Raw genomic sequence first — 18,528 nt, forward strand, 5'->3', positions numbered from 1 at the left:
CTCGGTCCGCCCCTTGCGGACGGGCTTTCAGGCTGGCTGGCCGCTGCGACGAAGTCGGTGCGTCTTTGCGGAACGACCCTATGGGCTGGGGCGATTCACTGATTTCTGCTAAGGCGTGCGGCATGAGGGCTCCAATCCCCTAGAGTTCATGCATCCATGGTGCAACAACCTAAGAGGAGAGATGAGTTGAACAGATGGGTCCGGTGGGTGGTGGTGACAGGAGCTGTTGCGATCATCTTCTGGTTAGCCCTCTTGCTGGGTCGCTGGCTCCCGCTGCCAGGCCCGGCGGATGAAGCCTCGAGGTGGGGCGTCGCCGCCACCCTGGCAAGTGTGATATCCGCCGTAGCGGGCCTGCCCTTGGTCCGGTGGGCGGAAAGAGGCCGACAGGGCTCCATCTCTCCAACTCGCGCCACACCCAGCCCAGAAGGCGAGCCCGCGTGCACGGAAAGGGCCCTCGAGTAGCATTCGGTCATTGCTCCCTGCTGAGCCGGGGATGGCCCCAACCTAAGAGGCGCACCCAAGCTTGTGCCTTCACTGCTCCCCGCCCGTGCGGGGATTTTGTGCTCAACCACTGCGGGCCGCGCTGCCCTCCAACCGCTCATCGCGGGTCACCTCAAGACCGTCACTGGGGCTGTACCGAAGACGGAAGCCTGCCAGGTGGGTCTGACAGTCCTCGTCGAGCGGCAGGATCAACTGGCCAGCAAGCCAGTGACTGCCCCTCATTTGCCAGGCATGGATATGGAGTTCCTCGAGCTCGTCGATCGCCCGGTCCATGACGTCGGCGTAGCTGAACTGGATCGGCAGCCGCAGTCCGCAGCTTGCCGCGGTGCGGGCCGCAAGAGCAGTCGGCACCTGGTCTGTGGGCAGTGGCAGCCCGGCGCGGGGGTGACCCTTGCTGTCGGGTGCGAGCCACGGCACCGTGGCCAAGGTGCTGTCAGCGCGCCGCTGCACGACCACGACCTCCAGGCTCTCGCGGCTGTCGCGTACCTGGGCCCGCCCCTGGCGAGTGTCGTCCGCGTCGCCGACCCCCGCTGCAACCCAGCCGAACAGCGGCCGGCCGGGACGGGCGGCCGCATCCAGCCGGAACGTCGCAGCCCGCTCGGCCTGGTCTGCGCGATGCTCCTCGTGGCGCGCGCGGGCCGCTTCCAGTGCCTCCGCCCAGCCGACCGGGCCGTCGAACTCGTCGGCGTAGGCGCGCTGCACCAGTGGACTGATGTCAGCCGGCAGCCTTACGGGGCGCTCCGGACCGCCGCCGAGGTGCGGCAGTAGGACGGCAGCTGAACGCAGTAGCGCGTGCACCCCATATACGGCGAGTGATCCGCGCACCGGCACGGGAACTGGGGCGCTCCAGTCGACGCCGGTGACCAGGCAGCGTGCCTGGCGCAGCGGCTCTGGCCGGTCGGTCTGTTTCTCGCCGCCGCGCAGGTGCCGGTGCAGGCGTCCCATGCGCTGCAGCAGGAGGTCGATCGGGGCGAGGTCGGTGACCAGCAGGTCGAAGTCGACGTCCAGGGACTGCTCGGCGACCTGGCTGGCGACGACGATGTGCGCCGCCTGCGGCCGGTCGGCCTTGCCGGGCGGCCCGAAGCTTTTCAAGAGGCCGGCGTCCTTGGCGGCACGGTCGACGTCGATGAAACATGAGTGGGCGACGGTGACGTGCGCCTCGCCGAATCTCTCCCGCAGCGCAGCCGCTGCTTCAAGGACACGGCGCACCGTGTTGCGTACGACGAGGACGCAGCCGCCTTTGGCGAGTTCCCTCTCCAGCCGGTCGGCCAGGATGTCCATGTCGTCGTCGAGCCGCTCCAGTTCGACGTCCGTGCCGCGGGCCGAGGCCGCAGGGCACCGTATGACCGGCTCGCCCCCGGGCGTGACCGCCGTCAAGAGCGGATACCCGTCGGCCTGGGCAACAGCATCGAACGAGGCCGCGGCCTCACCCGCGGCCTTTCCCGCGTACGCCTCGGCCAGCTCCCTTCGCCGGCCGGCCGGCAGCGTCGCGGACAGCACTACCACCGGTACCCGGTACGCACCCAGCCACGACAGCACCCGGTCGAGATAGGCGCTCATGTACGTGTCGTAGGCGTGCGCCTCGTCGATGACGACAACCTTCCCGGCGATCGCGAGGTGACGCATCGCCAGGTGCCTGCTCTTGAGCCCGGCGAACAGCAGCTGATCGACCGTGCCCGCAACGAACGACGACAGCATGGCCTTCTTTCGCCCTCGCAGCCAGGCGTGGGCGACGAGTTCTGCGGCAGCAAAACGGTTCCGGCTCGTCGGACGCCACTCACGCTCCTCGGATCCGTCCAGGTCGACCGCGGCGATCCGCCGGCCCTTGCCCATCAGATCGGCGAAGTCGTCGTTGAGAGCAGCCTTGGAGTGGGCCAGCTGCACCGAGTAGCGAGTCCCCTCGGGGGCTGGCAGACGGTCGAGCCAGTCCAGCAGACGGGGGAACATCGCGTTGCCGGTGGCCATCGTCGGCAACGCGAAGAACACACCGCCCGACCCAAACCGCGAGGCAAGGACCTCTACAGCGGCGAGCGCGGCCTCCGTCTTCCCGTCCCCCATCGGCGCCTCGATCGCCATCAGCCCCGGCTCGTCCATGCTCCGTGCCAGTTCGACAGCCGCTTCTTGCACCGGCCGGACCTTCGCCCCCGGCGGAAGGTCGAACCGGGACGCGAACAGCTCCTGCACATTCCCCACCGGTTCCTTGGCATGCCATGGGCCTGGCAGGTCCAGTCCACGCCAAGCGGCCGCGATGCGCTCTGGGCCTGTGCGGGGTACATCCTCAGGAAAGTAGGGAAAGAGGTCAGGATTGCTGGCGATCCAGTCGGAGACGATGACCAGCGCAGAAAGCAGCACCTGTACTGGCTGCGGCAGTTTCACCGCCTGCCAGGCCCCCAGGCGCTGCCGTACGCCGAACTCATCCGCGCACGCGTCGAGCAACTCCTCCTGCACCCGCTTCCACAGCACCTGGCTTGACCCGTGTGTGCGCAGCAGATGAAGGTGACCGTCGAGCGCCTGAATCTGGCCGTGCTCGGGCGGCACCCCGTGATGCCCGCCCACCGCCACCGTGAACTGACCGGCCTGCTTGACCGTCCAGCCGTGCCGCTCCTCCAGCCACTCCCTGAGCAACACCTGCCCGGCCAGTCCATGCGGCGCAAGCCGCCGGTCCGCACCCATCGCCTGCCTGGAGCGCATCTCCAGCCCATGGCCACGCATGACCTGCGCCAACTGCTCCACCTGGCAAGCAAACGCGGGCGTCGCCTTCCCGATGTCGTGCACACCGGCCAGCCACACCACCAGTCGGCGCGCATCCACCTCCCCACCAGGCAGCGCACCGGCGATCAACCTCCGGACGGACAGCGGCAGCCACTCGTCCCACAACCGCCCGGCCACGGCGGCACTGTCCTCCATGTGCCGCCACAACGGCAGCCACCTGTCGGAATCACGCTCGTGCTTGGCCCATACGGACAACGCCGGCCCGCCCAGCCGGGCGTGAAGCCCTACAGGGGCGGCCCCCTCACCTGTCATGCCAGATACATACAGGATGTATATGAAGCGTGAAGCCAATACGAAGAAAGCGCGTAGGACTATTGTTAAGCCCCACGCCACAGACGCTGGCACAGAGGCGATCCGAAAGTGGATCTTCGACCGATCGTCGGGACAGGAACCCGAATGGGCGATAAATTCTTTTTGCCGGACTCCTCGGAACTCATGGAAACCACAGCACCTGCGCCATAAACCCGCAGGCCGCGCAGTCTGCTCCCCGCACCCGCGGGGATGGTCCCGGCGGTGTGCGGACACACCAGAGTCAGGGCGCCTGCTCCCCGCACCCGCGGGGATGGTCCCCACCTCCGGAAGCCGTCCCCGGGGACCAGTCCCTGCTCCCCGCACCCGCGGGGATGGTCCCGCATCGAAGGACGCGGCAGTCGAGTCGAAGCTCTGCTCCCCGCACCCGCGGGGATGGTCCCGACGTGGTCTTCATCGAAACGACTCAGGTCAACTGCTCCCCGCACCCGCCCCGTGCGCTTCCTTCGCGCGGGGCCGTTCTCGCTGGTCGGGCGCGGGTCAGAAGGAGGGGACGGCGGACGCCGGACCGCTTCGAGGTTCCAGTCGACCCACTGGCCGTTTTCGATCGAGCCGAGCGCCCGCCGCCGCGCCCTGCAGTCCCGCTGGGTCAACAAGGTCGTCGGGCAGATGTGCGCCACCCACCCCCTCCTCGCCGACCGGCAGCCGCCCGTCACGGCCGACACGATCGCGTACACCGGGTTCTGGGACACCACAGGGTCAGCGTGAGAGGGTAGATACAAACCTTGCAGGATGGCACGGTTGGCAACCCGCTGTCAGGCGAAACCGGCCTCTGTTGGCTCGACCACCGGTCCCGGCTACCTTGGTCGGGACGGGGAGGTTTTCCCTTCGGGGGTACCTCCGCACAAGGAGCGGGGGCCAACCGCACGGCTGGCCCCCTGGGGTGAGTGCGTCAGACTAGATGGCTGAGCTGAACGGTCAGATCCAGCTGCAACTGGATCAGCGCGACCACCAGCGTCCAGAGCGTCCAGTCTGGCGTCTCATCGAGCTTGTACATAGCCCTCCTTCCTCTTCCGGGAGCTCCACCGGAAGAGAGCCGAGAGCGGCCCGACGACTCACCGAGAACTCTAGGGCCGTGATCGCAGCCCGAAATCCAAACTCTGCCGATCAGTCGAAGTTGTTCGTACAGCAGGCATAGTTGTGGATAATGCAGGCCCCCGGCGCGACGCTGAGGGACTACCAACTTGGGTCAGAAGGAGGGGACCGACGGGCGAGAGGCCGTGGGGCGGTGTCAGTTGATCCACTGGCCATTCTCGATCGAGCCGATCATCACCAACGGCGGACGGTCGCTGTCCTGCTGGGGCGTCGGCGACCCAGGCACGCGTCTCGGCGACGATCTGCGGATCGGTGAACTCCCAGGGCTGCAGCGGAAGGGCGTGCGACCAGCCTTACGGCCCGGGTCCCGCGCTGTACGGTGACGCCACACTCGCGCCTATGGGGGGACGTTCCATGAGACTTGGCGTCAAGGTGGGTCCGTTCTACGCCAGCACCAGCACGAGACGCCGGTACCGCAGCCGCAGCGGTGGCAGCGGAGGTGGGTGCGCTTTCGTGCTCGTCGTCATGGCCTTGAGCCTCTTCGTCTGGCCGTGGGTCGCGGCGTTCCACTCGCGCACCGTGGCGGGCCACGTCGTCGGCGGCATCTTCGCCGGCCTGGAGGTCGCGCTCGTCGTCGCAGCGCTCGTCGCCATGGAGGCCAAGGAAAAGGTGGCCCGGATGGAGGCCATGGAAAAGGCCATGGAGAAGCCGGCCCAGGCATCCGGCAAATCAGCGCCCCCAACGAGCAAGCAGGAGCAGGTCCAGAAGACCGCCGTCAACGACCTGCCGCCCTACTTGCGTCCGCCACGCCGGGAGCAGCATCGCCGCCGGTGACCGGACGGCCTACCAATAACGCTTGTAGTAGACCGAGGACGACGAAGGCCCGCCGGGACGTCCCCGGCGCGCCTCTGCGGATCAGTGGGTTGCTATGCGTTCACCTGGTGGCGGCCGCGGTGCCGGCGGACTGGTCGTCGCCCAGCCCGCACAGCTACCACCACGCGCTTCCGTCCCGGAGACGGGCAGGTCTGGCACGTCGCCGACGCCGTCTATGCCGCCGGATCCTGGCCGTCTTTCAGGCCGCGCTCCGCTCCGAGGCCCGCCGTCGCCACGACGTCGGGCGTACCGGTGCCGCCGCCTCCCCCCGTACAGGCGACGTTCCGCGTGGTGCTGTCCGCGCCGCACCTGGAGCCGCGCACGATCCGCGCTCGCACTTGGCTGGGAAAGATCCGCTACCGGCTCGCCTGGGCCGGCTACCCCACCGTCATGCTGATGACACTCGTGGAGACCGGCACCCGCGGCCTGCTCGGAGCCTGCTTCGGCCCTACCACCGCGGGCGAGACCGCCTACGCGACCCGCCTGCTGCCCCTGCTGGACGACCGGCACCTGGTGCTCGTCGACCGCGGCTTCGACGCCAACGCCTTCCTCGCCGACCTCGTCGCGACCGGCGCCCAGTTCCTGGTACGGCTCAAATCCACCCGCCGCCCCGCCCAACTGCACGTCCTGGCGGACGGCACCTATCTCGCCCGCCTGCGCCAGCTCACCGTCCGCACCATCGGGATGGCCCCCGCACCCTGTCCGCTCAAGGGTTCGTGGATGGGGACAGGAGCTGCGCACTGCGTATCGTACGGGCCGCCCCCTGCCTGCTACCACCCTGCTACCATACTGGTGTGACTTCCGTGAAGAAACAGACGCAGGTCAGGCTGGAAGAGAACGTACTGGAGGCTGGCAAGGCCGCCGCGCGCGCCCGTCGGCTGGACTTCAACAAGTACGTGGAGCGACTCATCATCGAGGACACCACCGGTGCCCGCGCCGCCGGCATGACGGCCGCCCAGCGGCTCATCGACGAGCACGGCACGTTCCTCGACGACCTGGAGGAGCAGCTCGACGCGCCGTACGACCAGCAGCAGCCGGGCGCCGCCGCGTGATCCTGCACGTCGACGAATCCTGGATCCTTGAGGTGGCGGAACGGGCCGGGCACCGCGACCCGGCTGCCGACGACTACGGTGTGCCCATCGCCGCTGTCGCCCGCCACCGCGGCGAGCTCCTCGAGCATCCCGTCTATGACGGCGCCTACGCCCGCGCCGCCGCCCTGGTGCACACTCTGGGCCGCTGCCGCTGGCTGGAGCGCTCAAATCTCACCGTCGCCTGTGCCGTTGCGGTCATGTATCTCGAGGCCAGCAACATCCCGGTCAACCCCACTCGCGAACAGCTCACCGCACTCGCCCACGAGCTCAATAATCCGCGTTGCACCGCCGCCCGGATTGCCTCCTTTCTGCGTACCTGGAAACCCTGAATTCCGGCCCGGGGCGGCACAGCAAGGCCTTGTTCGGCGTCACGGTCGGGGCAGACGATCTCCGCCCGCGGTTGATCGCGCAGCCAGGCGGCGAAGGGCGCGGTGTCCCGGTGGGGCAGCACGTGGACGGGCGGGAGGTCCCGATGTTGACGGGTTCCGTCCCGTAGGTGCGCCGCTTGCTTCTGGCCTGGACAGCTGGATGCTGCTCACGCCCGTAGAGGTCGTTCGATAGCGATCGCCGAACTGCCTGGACGTGGTGGGTGCCGAAAGCTCACGCTCGACGGCTTGCGGCCCGCCCGGGACGACGTGCGAGGGGTCCCGGACAGGCTCCGCTCCTAGTCTGCGGTGGGGCACGGCCCGGCGCTTGCAGGAGCGTTCATGTGGCGTAAGGCCGTCGGCCATCGCGGGCGCTGACACTGCCGCGCTTGCTCGGGTGCGAACCCACGTGAGCGCTGTCCGAGATGCTCTCGCCGCAACACGCCACATCCGGACCTCAGCGCCCTGGTAGAGCGGTCTTCTCCAGGCCATCACGTTCTGCTGCCGTGTACGGAGAGTCTTCTTGCCATCTGCTGCGTTCGACGAGCTGACGCAGCACCGCAGGTGGGCCGGGGAGGAAGCCCGCGCAGCAGCCAGTGCCCGTCTTGCCCGCCGCCATGACAACGGGGCCGGTGGGCTCCGACACGCCGAATGGATGGCCTTCAGCAGATGCCAGATCCCCTGGCGTGACGGGCATGTGATCCATCAACTCCCTTGCAAATAAGGGTAGTTCGCTGGGTGTGCGAGACCTGGAACTGTGGGGGCGAGGGGTAGCCTGAGGCCTTCCTCTTGACCCCGTCGCGGAGGTGCGCACCCGGTGTCCCGGTCCTTTGTTCACCTGCACAACCACACCGAGTACTCGATGCTCGACGGTGCCCAGAAGCTCAAGCCGATGTTCGCCGAGGTCGCGAAGCAGGGCATGCCGGCCGTCGCAATGAGTGACCACGGCAACATGTTCGGCGCGTACGAGTTCCACCAGGTGGCCAAGGGCTTCGAGAACGTCAAGCCGATCATCGGGATCGAGGCGTACGTCGCTCCGTCGTCGCGGCGCAACCGGAAGCAGGAGTTCTGGGGTCCGGGCGGGCAGCGTGCCATGTCAGACGACGGCGAGGGCTCGAAGGACGTCTCCGGCGGTGGCCGCTTCACTCACATGACGATGTGGGCGGCGGGTGCGCAGGGTCTGCGTAACCTCTTCTACCTGTCGACGGAGGCCAGCTACACGGGCCAGTTCCCGGCGGGCAAGCCGCGCATGGACATGGAGCTGATCAGTGAGCACGCCGAGGGGATCATCGCGACGACCGGCTGCCCGTCCGGCGCGATCCAGACCCGGTTGCGGCTGAAGCAGTACGACGAGGCCCGTGAGGTCGCTGCCTGCTACCAGGACATCTTCGGGAAGGAGAACTATTTCCTGGAGCTGATGGATCACGGGCTGTCCATCGAGCGGGAGGTCCGGGACGGGCTGCTGCGTCTGGCCAAGGAGCTGGACGTCCCGCTGTTGGCCACGAACGACGCGCACTACATCCACGAGGATCAGGCCGACGCGCACGACAACCTGCTGTGCATCGGTGTCGGGAAGAACAAGGCCGACGAGAAGCGGTTCCGGTTCCAGGGCAGCGGCTACTACCTAAAGACCGCGCAGGAGATGCGGGCCCTGTTCTCCGAGCTGCCGGCGGCGTGTGACAACACGCTGGTGATCGCGGAGCGGGTCAGCTCGTATGACGAGGTCTTCGACTACGTCGACGAGATGCCCCAGTTCCCTGACGTGCCGGAGGGGGAGACGCAGGAGTCCTGGCTGCGTAAGGAGGTCCTCAAGGGGCTCGCCATGCGCTACGGCGACCCGATCCCTGCCGAAGTGCTGGAGCGCTTCGAGACCGAGATGTCGGTCATCGGCCCCATGGGGTTCTCCTCCTACTTCCTCGTGGTCGCCGACATCTGCAAGTACGCCCGTGACAACGGGGTCCCGGTCGGGCCGGGCCGTGGTTCGGCCACCGGGTCGATCGTGGCGTACGCGACGCGGATCACCGAGCTGTGCCCGCTGGAGCACGGCCTGCTGTTCGAGCGGTTCCTCAACCCCGAGCGCATCAACCCGCCGGACGTCGACCTCGACTTCGACGACCGGCAGCGCGACAAGATGGTGCGCTACGTCACCGAGAAGTACGGCGACGCGTACACCGCCATGGTGAACACGTTCGGCAAGATCAAAGCCAAGAACGCGATCAAGGACTCCTCACGGATTCTCGGCTACCCCTTCTCCCACGGTGAGCGCATCACGAAGGCGCTGCCGCCGGACATCATGGGCAAGTCGATTCCGCTCGACGGCATCTTCGATCCGGAGCACCCCCGCTATGGCGAGGCCGGCGAGATCCGGCAGATGTACGAGAACGAGCCGGACGTGAAGAAGGTCATCGACACCGCTAAGGGTGTCGAGGGCCTGACCCGGGGCACCGGCGTTCACGCGGCCGCGGTCATCCTGTCCAAGACGAAGCTGACGGACCGTATCCCGCTGCACATGCGGGCCTCCGACGGCGTGAAGATCACCGGCTTCGACTATCCGTCGTGCGAAGCCATGGGTCTGATCAAGATGGACTTCCTGGGTCTGCGGAACCTGGGCGTCATCGACCACGCCCTGCAGAACATCCGGGAGAACCGCGGTGTCAAGCTGGCCACCGTCGACCCGATGAACGGCGACAAGGACACCATCGTCATCCCGCTGGATGACAAGAAGACCTTCGAACTGCTGGGCCGAGGCGACACCTTCGGTGTGTTCCAGCTCGATGGCGGCGGCATGCGCGCGCTGCTGAAGCTGATGGAGCCGACCCGATTCGAGGACATCGCGGCCGCCCTGGCGCTGTACCGGCCCGGCCCGATGGCTGCCAACGCGCACACCAACTACGCGCTGCGGCAGAACGGCAAGCAGGAGCCCGACCCCATCCACCCGGAACTGAAGGACGTCCTCGAGCCGATCCTGGGCAGCACCCATCACCTGCTCATCTTCCAAGAGCAGATCATGGCCATCGCCCGGACCCTGGCCGGGTACACCCTCGGTGGCGCCGACATGCTGCGCCGCGCGATGGGCAAGAAGAAGCCCGAGGTCCTGGCCGCGGAGTGGAAGAACTTCCACGCCGGTATGACGGGCAACGGCTACTCGGAAGAAGCCACCAAGGCGATCTGGGACGTCATGCTCCCGTTCTCCGGCTACGCCTTCAATAAGTCCCACACCGCCGGATACGGGCTCGTCTCCTACTGGACCGCGTACCTGAAGGCCAACTATCCGGCCGAGTACATGGCCGCGCTGCTCACCTCCGTCGGTGATGACAAGGACAAGGCCGGCGTGTACCTGGCAGACGCCCGAAAGCTCGGTGTCACCGTCCTGCCGCCGGACGTCAACGAATCCCTGGCCGAGTTCGCTGCCGTCGGCGATGACGTCCGGTTCGGCCTGCTCTCGGTGCGCAACGTCGGCGAGAACGTGATCGATTCGATCATCACGGCGCGGAAGGCCAAGGGGAAGTTCACCTCGTTCCAGGACTTCCTCGACAAGGTCGACCTGCCCGCGCTGAACAAGCGGGCCATCGACTCACTCATCAAGGCCGGCGCGTTCGACTCACTCGGGCACACCCGCAAGGGCCTGGCAGCCGTGCACGAGATGGCAGTCGACGCGGTCGTACCGCTGAAAAAGGCCGCCGCGTACGGGCAAGACGACCTGTTCGCCGGCCTGGGTGGCGCCGACGGCGGCGGCAACGACTCCGGGTTCGGCCTCGAGATGAAGATCGGTGAGGAGGAGTGGCCGCGCAAGCAGCTCCTGTCCACGGAGCGCGAGATGCTCGGCATGTACGTCTCGGCCCATCCATTGGACGGCACCGAGAACATTCTCGCTGCCAACCGCGACACCACGATCGTCGACCTGGTGTCCTCCGGCCGCACTGAGGGCATCGTGCGCCTGTCGGGCCTGATCACCGGCGTCCAGCTGAAGGTGACCAAGCAGGGCAACAGCTGGGCGATCGTCAACCTTGCCGACCGGGACGGCACGATCGAAGTCCTCTTCTTCCCCGCCACGTACCAACTCGTCGCTGGCGCCCTGGTCGAAGACAGCGTCGTGTCCGTCCAGGGCCGCATCAACGACCGAGACGGCACGATCAGTATCTTCGGACAGGAACTGCAGGTACTCGACGTCACCTCAGCAGAACGCACCGGCACGGCCCCCGTAGTGCTCACGATGCCCTACCACCGCATCAACGAGCCCGCGGTCAGGGAACTCCGGCGCATCGTGGGGGCTCACCCCGGCGAGAACCCAGTTCACCTCTCGGTGCGCGGAGTGCAAAAGACGATCGTCTACCGCTTGCAGGCCACCGTGAACGCCACCACGATCGCCTCCGACATCAAGGGATCATTCGGACCCGATGCATGGCAAGGCGTCGCGTGAAAGATCCAAACGCCAGCAACGAGGAAATCCACCTCCGGGTCGATACCCCTCCGCCGTGCACACGATGCGACGGACCAGCCCTTCTGCTGGCCCGATTCCCACACTCCTGGACAAACAGCAACGGGCAAAGAATCGAAGGCCTGCGCGAGAGCACACTGTGCTCGGTCTGCGACCAGGGGAAGCGGGATACCGAAGCCCTGTTACAGCTCCTTACGGTCTGCGACAGACTGGACGCGACCGACTTCGAAGCCTTCGGAGGCTTGGTGGCAGCATGGGTCGAGTCCCTGCGCCAGGAATATGTCGACCTCGACCTTCTCGCCAGCAACCACGACCAGTGGCACCGCGGCGAGCTCTGACCTTCAGGGCTGATAGTCAATTGGGCCACGTCACCCTTGCGATACCCAGCCCTTGCTCTCCTCAGCGACCAGCCGTTGAGGGCAGCTACGAATGAGACGCACCGGGCATCGCAGATCACGCGGTCACCACCATGCCCGGACTCCCTGGGCACGGCGGCGAACCGGCGCTACGGTGGCGCCCTCACCCCTGGGGGCACCATGCACGTCAGACCCGCGGCGCTGACCGTCACCGTCATCTGCCTGGTCACGGTGGCCGGTTGCGGCTCCGGCAGCTCCACCGACGCCGGGGACAGCGGCCTCGGGCTGCCGCACACGCTCGTCGGCGAGGACTACAACTCCGTCACCATGCTGGAGACCGACACGTCCGGCACGACCGTCACCGGCACGCTCGACACGACTCAGGTGGACGGCACCGACGTCCAGCATCGGCACGGCAGGGTGAGCGGAAGCGTCAAGGGCGAGCGCGTGACCCTGACCGTCGACTTTGAGGTCGGCGGCACCGCCCTCAAGGGCACCCTCAGCGGAGGCACGCTCACGCTCCAGGCGCCCCAGCCCGACGGGCAGATCGAGGACTACATCCTCAAGCCGCACGACGTGGACTACTACAACCGGCGCATCCAGGCGCTTGAGGCGAGCGCGACGCCGTCCCCGCTCCCGTCCGGCCTCCTCGACCAGAATTTCGGGTGAGTCTCGCTGCGCTCAGCCCGGGTCACCGTTCGCGTCGCCGCGCTCGTCGCCTGATCCATAGCCCGTCACGGGGGGACGCGCATTTGTGGTTGCCGGTCGGCGTGTGCGCGAGGCCGTGCGGCCTCGGCGCCACCGCGGGCCTGGTAGAGCAGGCAGACGGCGGCTGTGACCGAGCACTGCAGTTGGCCCCGCTGGACAGGGCCCTGTACTCCCGAAGCTACGGCGAAGTGACAAGTAGCTCTCTGTAGCGGATCAGGGATGGGCTTGTCAGTGGTTTCGATTCTCTGGGCTCATCGGGGACCGTGCTCGGAGAGGTTGGTCCGGTCATGACGACCGGAAGGAGCCCTGAGTGCGGCAGGAGTGGGAGCCGGAGGACCTGATCGAGGTCTGGACGCTGCTGGAGGAGGACCAGGAACGGCTGCGGAACAAGTCGGGGGCGAACCGGTTGGGGTTCGCGCTGTTGCTGAAGTTCTTCGAGGTGGAGGCCCGGTTCCCGGAGGACGCCGGGGAGATCCCGGTGCCGGCGGTGTCGTACGTCGCTCAGCAGGTGAGGGTGCCCGCGGGGGAGTGGGCCGCCTACGACTGGTTGGGGCGGGCGATCAAGCGGCACCGGATGGAGATCCGGGGCGTGTTCGGCTTCCGTGAGTGCACCGAGGAGCACCAGGCCCAGCTCGCCGAGTGGCTGGCGGTCGAGCTGTGCGGGGTGGAGTTGAATCGGGACCGGCTCGCGGAGGCGGTGGTGGCCCGCTGCCGCAAGGACCGGCTGGAGCCGCCGGCCCCAGGGTAGGTCGCCCGGCTGGTGGGTAAGGCGGTCAGCACCTTCGAGGAACGGTTCTGCGCGGCCACGGTGGGCCGGCTGTCGGCCGCGACCCGGTCCCGGCTGGATGATCTGATCGCCGAGGACACCGGCGCGGACGACAGCGCGGGCGGCGGGGGCACGTTCTTCACCGAGCTGAAGGCCGATCCCGGAGCGTTGGGGCTGGACAGTCTGCTGGCGGAGGTGAACAAGCTCCAGCGGGTGCGGGCGCTGGAGTTGCCGCCGGAGTTGTTCGCGGACGTGTCGGGGAAGCTGGTGGCGGCCTGGCGGGCGCGGGCGGCGAAGGAGTACCCCTCGGACCTGCGCGCGGCGGCAGGGCCGGTGCGGTACACGCTGCTGGCCGCGCTATGCCACGTGCGGGAGACGGAGATCACCGACTCTCTGGTGGAGCTGTTCATCCAGCTCGTCCAGAAGATCAACACGCGGGCGGAGAAGAAGGTCGAGGGCGAGTTCACCAAGGAGCTCAAGCGGGTGCGGGGCAAGGAGGGCATTCTGCTGCGGCTGGCGGAGGCGGCGGTCGCGGAGCCGGGCGGCACGCTCCGCAAGGTGATCTATCCGGTGGCCGGGGAGTCCACGTTGAAGGCGCTGGCGGCGGAGGCTGCGGCGAACGAGGCGCGGTACCGGGCCTGGGTGCGTATGGTGCTGCGCTCGTCGTACTCCAACCACTGGCGGCGGATGCTCTCGCCGCTGCTGAACGCGCTGGATCTGAAGTGCAACAACACCGCCTACCGACCGGTGATGGACGCGATCGACCTGCTCGAGCGGTACCTGGACCAGCCCATCGCCAGGGAGGGCGCGTTCTTCGACGAGGCGGAGAAGATCCCGCTCGCGGGCGTGGTGCGCGATGAATGGCGCAAGGCGGTCGTGGACGAGCGCGGCCGGGTCGAGCGCATCCCGTACGAGCTGTGCGTGCTCGTGGCGCTGCGGGACGCGCTGCGGCGGCGGGAGATCTGGGTGCCGGGCGCGAACCGGTGGCAGAACCCGGAAGACGATCTGCCGCCGGACTTCGAGGACAACCGTGATGTGCACTACGGCGCGATCCGCCAGCCGCAGGACCCGGAGAAGTTCATCGAGGCCCTCCAGAAGCGACTGCGGGAGGCCCTGACCCGCTTCGACACCGCGCTTGAGCTGGGCACCACGGGCGGGGTGGACATCGTGAAGCGGCATGGTGAGCCGTGGATCAAGGTCTCACCGCTGGGCAAGCAGGAGGAGCCGGAGAACCTCGTCGCACTGAAGGCGGAGATCGAGCGCCGGTGGGGCACCATCGACCTGATCGACATCCTCAAGGAGGCGGAGTTCGCCACCGGCTTCACCTCGGAGTTCACCTCGGTCGCCACCAGGGAGGCGGTGCCGAAGGCGGTGCTGCGGCGCCGGTTGCTGCTGGTGCTGTTCGCGCTGGGGACGAACATGGGCATCAAGCGGGTCGCGGTCACCGGCAAGCACGGCGAGAGCGAGGCTGTCCTGCGCCGGGTACGGCACCTGTTCGTCAACCGGACCAACCTGCGCGCGGCACTGGTACGGCTGGTCAACGCCACCTTCGCCGCCCGCGACGAGGCGTGGTGGGGCGAGGGCACCGCCTGCGCGTCCGACTCCAAGAAGTTCGGCTCCTGGAGCTCGAACTTCATGACGGAGTGGCACCAGCGGTACCGCGGCCCCGGGGTGATGATCTACTGGCACGTCGAGAAGAAGTCGCTGTGCGTCTACAGCCAGCTCAAGTCCTGCTCAGCGTCCGAGGTCGCCGCGATGATCGAGGGCGTGCTGCGGCACTGCACGGACGTGGAGATCGACCGGCAGTACACCGACACGCACGGCGCCTCCATCGTCGGGTTCGCCTTCGCCCACATGCTCGGCTTCAACCTGCTGCCCAGGCTGAAGAACGTCGGCTCCGCGCGCCTGTACCGGCCGGCGGCAGGGGAGGACGAGAAGTGGCCGAACCTGTCGCCGGTGCTGTCGACCAAGACGATCGACTGGGACTTGATCCGCCAGCAGTACGACCAGATCGTGAAGTACACCACCGCCCTGCGCCTGGGCACCGCCGAGGCCGAGCAGGTCCTGCGGCACTTCACCCGCGGCGGCCCAAAGCACCCCACCTACCGCGCGATCGAGGAACTCGGGCGGGCGGTGCGCACGGCGTTCATCTGCGACTACCTCGCTGACGCCGAGCTGCGGCGCGAGATCAACGACGGTCTCCAGGTCGTGGAGAACTGGAACTCCGCCAACCACGACCTGTTCTACGGCAAGGACGGCGACCTGACCGGCTCCGACAAGGAGTCCCAGGAAGTCTCGATGCTCGCCCTACACCTGCTCCAGTCGGCGTTGGTGCACGTCAACACCCTCCTCCTCCAGGACATTCTGAGCGAGGAGAAGTGGCAGAAGCGGCTCACCGACGCCGACCGGCGGGCCTTGTCCCCGCTGTTCTGGACACACGTGAACCCCTACGGCCGGTTCGAGCTGGACATGAACTCTCATCTCGACCTCGCCGCCCTGGCCTCCATGGTGCCTGTCCCCCGCACGGCGCCAGGAGCCTCCACGGCCCAGCCCGCGGGCGGCAGCGCCGGCTGGGTCTGAAGTCCGCAGGGGCGGCAGCGGCGGCTGGCGCGGCCGGCTCGGGTTCTTCCTGTCGGCCGTGGGCAGTGCGTTCGGCATCGGTCAGTCGGCGGCTTGTCCCACAGCAGTGCCGGCCTCCTGAGTGGCTGCCCAGGAGGCGAGCAGTCGCAGGCCCTCATCGGAGGGCGAGCCGGGTTCGGCGGTGTAGATGGTGAGGGTGAGGCCGGGTTCGGCGGCCATCTCCAGTCCTTCGTAGGCGAGCGTGAGGTCGCCGACGGCCGGGTGGTGGAAGCGCTTGGTACCGGTGCCGTGGTGGCGGACGTTGTGCGCGCCCCAGCGGGTGCGGAAGGCGTCGCTGCGGGTGGACAGCTCGCCGACGAGGTCGTGAAGGTCCTTGTCGTGGGGGTTGCGTCCCGCCTCGGTGCGCAGGATGGCGACGACGACGTCGGCGGCCTGGTCCCAGTCCGGGTAGAAGCGGCGCGAGGCGGGGTCGAGGAACTGGAAGCGGGCCAGGTTCGTCTGGTTCGCGGCCGTGGCGTAGACGTCGGCGTAGAACGCGCGGGCGAGCCGGTTGACGGCCAGCAGATCCATGCGGCCGTTGCGGACGAAGGCGGGCCCGGCGGTGACGGCGTCGAGGACCCATTGCAGGCTGCGGTGCGCTGTCCACGGACGTGCGGTGCGGCGGCGGGGCCGGGTGAGAGTGTCGGATCCGTCGGCAGCCTGGGCGAGGTTCAGCAGGTGGGCGCGCTCGGCGTCGTCGAGCTGGAGGGCGCGGGCGACGGCTTCGAGGACGGCCGGGGAGACGCCGGTAAGGTTGCCGCGCTCCAGCTTGGCGTAGTACTCCACGCTCACGTCGGCCAGGGCGGCGACCTCGCTGCGGCGCAGGCCCGGCACGCGCCGGCGGGTGCCGGAGGGCAGCCCGGCCTGTTCGGGGGTGATCTTCGCTCGCCGCGAGGTCAGGAACTCGCGGACCTCTGCTTGGTTGTCCACGCTTTCGACGGTACGTCCCGCCCGTGTCCACAGGGATGTACTGGCAGTACACCCCTTGATGGTGTCTCGCTACGGGTGCGGGAAGCGGGTTACCTGGATGACGTGGTGCTTTCCGCCCGGTCATCACGACGGGATCTTGCACCTGGCCCTGCACTCGGCGACGGCCCCGGCATCCGGGATCGCACGCCTCGGCAAGCAAAGGAACCTCTCCCATGCGCGGAGCAATGATCTACGCCCCCGGCGACGTCCGCTTCGAGACCGTGAAGGACGCCAAGATCCTCAAGCCGACCGACGCCGTCATCCGTACGGCCGTGACCTGCGTGTGCGGCTCGGACCTGTGGCCCTACCGCGGTGCCGAGCCGATCGGTGACCCGCACCCCATGGGCCACGAGTACGTCGGCTTCGTGGAGGAGGTCGGCTCCGCGGTCACCTCGGTGAAGCCGGGCCAGTTCGTCGTCGGCTCCTTCGCGACCTCCGACAACACCTGCGCGCACTGCAAGAACGGCTTCCAGTCGAGCTGCCTGCACCGCGAGTTCATGTCCACCTGCCAGGCCGAATACGTCCGCATCCCCAACGCCCAGGGCACCCTGGTCGCCACCGACGAGGTGCCGGACGAGAAGTTCTGGCCCGGCCTGCTGGCCGTGTCCGACGTCATGGGTACCGGCTGGTGGGCTGCCGACGCCGCCGAGGTGAAGCCCGGTGCGACCGCCGTGGTCGTCGGCGACGGCGCGGTCGGCCTGTGCGGCGTGATCGCGGCCAAGGAGATGGGCGCGGAGCGGATCATCGCCATGTCGCGCCACGAGACACGGCAGAAGCTCGCCCGGGAGTTCGGCGCCACCGACATCGTCACCGAGCGCGGCGAGGAGGGTGTCGAGAAGATCAAGGAGATGACCGACGGCATCGGCGCCGACTCCGTCCTGGAGTGCGTCGGCACCGCCGAGGCCATGAGCCAGGCCCTGCACTCGGCCCGGCCCGGTGGCAACGTCGGCTTTGTCGGTGTACCCCATGAGGTCGCAATCGACGGGCAGGAGCTGTTCTTCTCCCACGTCGGCCTGCGCGGCGGCCCCGCCCCCGTACGCCGCTACCTGCCCGACCTCATCGACCGGGTCCTGACCGGCGCGATCGACCCGGGCAAGGTCTTCGACCTCACCCTGCCCCTGGACCAGGTCGCCGCAGGCTACAAGACGATGGACGAGCGCCGCGCCATCAAGACCCTCCTCAAGCCCTGACTCACGCCCTACAAGGAGCTTTCGTGCAGATCACCCGTAGCTCGGTCGACACCGTCAAGGGCTCGGCCGACTGGTTCACCGGCGACGTGTACATCGACGCCGTCGCCGCCGCGCCCGAGCCGTCCCGGGTCACCGCCGCCCTGGTGCACTTCATGCCCGGCGCCCGCACCCACTGGCACCGCCACCCGCTCGGCCAGACCGTCTTCGTCACCGAGGGCGTCGGTCTGTGCCAGCGCCGCGGCGGACCGGTGGAGGTCATCCGGCCCGGTGACCGCGTCCTGTTCGAGGCCGACGAGGAGCACTGGCACGGCGCCGCACCGAACCGGCTGATGGTCCACCTGGCCATCAACGAGGGCGACGCCGACCACGACGTCGTGCACTGGCTGACCCCCGTCACCGACGAGGAATACGCCGCCGCCCCGGCGACCAGCTGAACCCGCGCCATGCCGCCACGTCCCGGACCCGGGTCCACGCGGGCGGCTCGTTCGCCCCATCAAGAGAGGCAGGACCGTGCTTCGCGCAGGACCGTGCTTCGC

Annotated in this window: 13 protein-coding genes and 1 CRISPR repeat array; of the genes, 11 read left to right on the forward strand and 2 right to left on the reverse strand. The window is 68.1% G+C overall.

Going from position 1 to position 18,528, the window contains the following annotated elements:
• Positions 1–564: 564 nt before the first annotated feature.
• A complete protein-coding gene (gene cas3 / locus ACFYOH_RS40850; RefSeq protein ID WP_388636426.1) occupies positions 565–3,525 on the reverse strand; it encodes a CRISPR-associated helicase Cas3' in 2,961 nt (986 codons plus the stop codon).
• Positions 3,526–3,753: 228 nt separating this feature from the next.
• Positions 3,754–4,026: direct repeats of the CRISPR family, unit length 29 nt; unit sequence CTGCTCCCCGCACCCGCGGGGATGGTCCC.
• A 1,104-nt stretch (positions 4,027–5,130) separates the two neighbouring features.
• Here cas3 and ACFYOH_RS40855 point away from each other — a divergent pair.
• From ACFYOH_RS40855 to ACFYOH_RS40895, 9 genes are all read left to right on the forward strand, one after another.
• The gene (locus tag ACFYOH_RS40855) at positions 5,131–5,451 is read left to right on the forward strand and encodes a hypothetical protein (protein ID WP_388636428.1); all 321 of its coding nucleotides are present in this window, start codon (positions 5,131–5,133) and stop codon (positions 5,449–5,451) included.
• A gap of 327 nt (positions 5,452–5,778) precedes the next feature.
• Positions 5,779–6,288, forward strand: coding sequence for a transposase (locus ACFYOH_RS40860; RefSeq protein ID WP_388636430.1), 510 nt, complete (start codon positions 5,779–5,781; stop codon positions 6,286–6,288).
• Entirely contained in the window at positions 6,285–6,542 is a 258-nt protein-coding gene (locus ACFYOH_RS40865; protein ID WP_388636431.1) for a hypothetical protein, read from the forward strand. The genes ACFYOH_RS40860 and ACFYOH_RS40865 overlap by 4 nt, the downstream gene beginning before the upstream one ends.
• Positions 6,539–6,910: a fic family toxin-antitoxin system, toxin component gene (locus tag ACFYOH_RS40870; protein WP_388636433.1), complete on the forward strand. Its 372-nt coding sequence runs from the start codon at positions 6,539–6,541 to the stop codon at positions 6,908–6,910. The genes ACFYOH_RS40865 and ACFYOH_RS40870 overlap by 4 nt, the downstream gene beginning before the upstream one ends.
• An 853-nt stretch (positions 6,911–7,763) precedes the next feature.
• Positions 7,764–11,366 carry a DNA polymerase III subunit alpha gene (gene dnaE / locus ACFYOH_RS40875; protein WP_388636435.1) on the forward strand — a complete coding sequence of 1,201 codons (3,603 nt, stop codon included), beginning with the start codon at positions 7,764–7,766 and terminating at the stop codon, positions 11,364–11,366.
• Positions 11,348–11,722, forward strand: coding sequence for a DUF6300 family protein (locus tag ACFYOH_RS40880; RefSeq protein ID WP_388636437.1), 375 nt, complete (start codon positions 11,348–11,350; stop codon positions 11,720–11,722). The genes dnaE and ACFYOH_RS40880 overlap by 19 nt, the downstream gene beginning before the upstream one ends.
• Positions 11,723–11,920: 198 nt before the next feature.
• On the forward strand, positions 11,921–12,409 hold the full coding sequence (locus ACFYOH_RS40885; RefSeq protein ID WP_388636439.1) for a hypothetical protein: 489 nt from the start codon (positions 11,921–11,923) through the stop codon (positions 12,407–12,409).
• Positions 12,410–12,758: 349 nt separating this feature from the next.
• A complete protein-coding gene (locus ACFYOH_RS40890; RefSeq protein WP_388636441.1) occupies positions 12,759–13,196 on the forward strand; it encodes a DUF4158 domain-containing protein in 438 nt (145 codons plus the stop codon).
• Positions 13,197–13,208: 12 nt separating this feature from the next.
• Positions 13,209–15,794 carry a Tn3 family transposase gene (locus ACFYOH_RS40895; RefSeq protein ID WP_388636443.1) on the forward strand — a complete coding sequence of 862 codons (2,586 nt, stop codon included), beginning with the start codon at positions 13,209–13,211 and terminating at the stop codon, positions 15,792–15,794.
• Positions 15,795–15,875: 81 nt separating this feature from the next.
• Here the strand turns inward: ACFYOH_RS40895 and ACFYOH_RS40900 are convergent, their stop codons facing one another.
• The gene (locus ACFYOH_RS40900; protein WP_388636445.1) at positions 15,876–16,763 is read right to left on the reverse strand and encodes a helix-turn-helix transcriptional regulator; all 888 of its coding nucleotides are present in this window, start codon (positions 16,761–16,763) and stop codon (positions 15,876–15,878) included.
• Positions 16,764–16,975: 212 nt separating this feature from the next.
• Between ACFYOH_RS40900 and ACFYOH_RS40905 the strand changes: the two genes are divergently transcribed.
• Positions 16,976–17,992, forward strand: coding sequence for a zinc-dependent alcohol dehydrogenase family protein (locus ACFYOH_RS40905; protein ID WP_388636447.1), 1,017 nt, complete (start codon positions 16,976–16,978; stop codon positions 17,990–17,992).
• A gap of 23 nt (positions 17,993–18,015) precedes the next feature.
• Complete coding sequence (locus tag ACFYOH_RS40910; RefSeq protein ID WP_388636449.1) at positions 18,016–18,426, forward strand: cupin domain-containing protein; 411 nt, start codon at positions 18,016–18,018, stop codon at positions 18,424–18,426.
• Positions 18,427–18,528 lie beyond the last annotated feature (102 nt).

Source organism: Streptomyces sp. NPDC007856, from assembly GCF_042868225.1.
Classification (GTDB): Bacteria; Actinomycetota; Actinomycetes; order Streptomycetales; family Streptomycetaceae; genus Streptomyces.

What these genes read in the sequence shown, in the direction of transcription:
- cas3 (WP_388636426.1), bottom strand. Translation starts at nt 3,525, where the DNA reads ATGACAGGTGAGGGGGCCGCCCCTGTAGGGCTTCACGCCCGGCTGGGC.
- ACFYOH_RS40880 (WP_388636437.1), top strand. Translation starts at nt 11,348, where the DNA reads ATGGCAAGGCGTCGCGTGAAAGATCCAAACGCCAGCAACGAGGAAATC.
- ACFYOH_RS40885 (WP_388636439.1), top strand. Translation starts at nt 11,921, where the DNA reads ATGCACGTCAGACCCGCGGCGCTGACCGTCACCGTCATCTGCCTGGTC.
- ACFYOH_RS40905 (WP_388636447.1), top strand. Translation starts at nt 16,976, where the DNA reads ATGCGCGGAGCAATGATCTACGCCCCCGGCGACGTCCGCTTCGAGACC.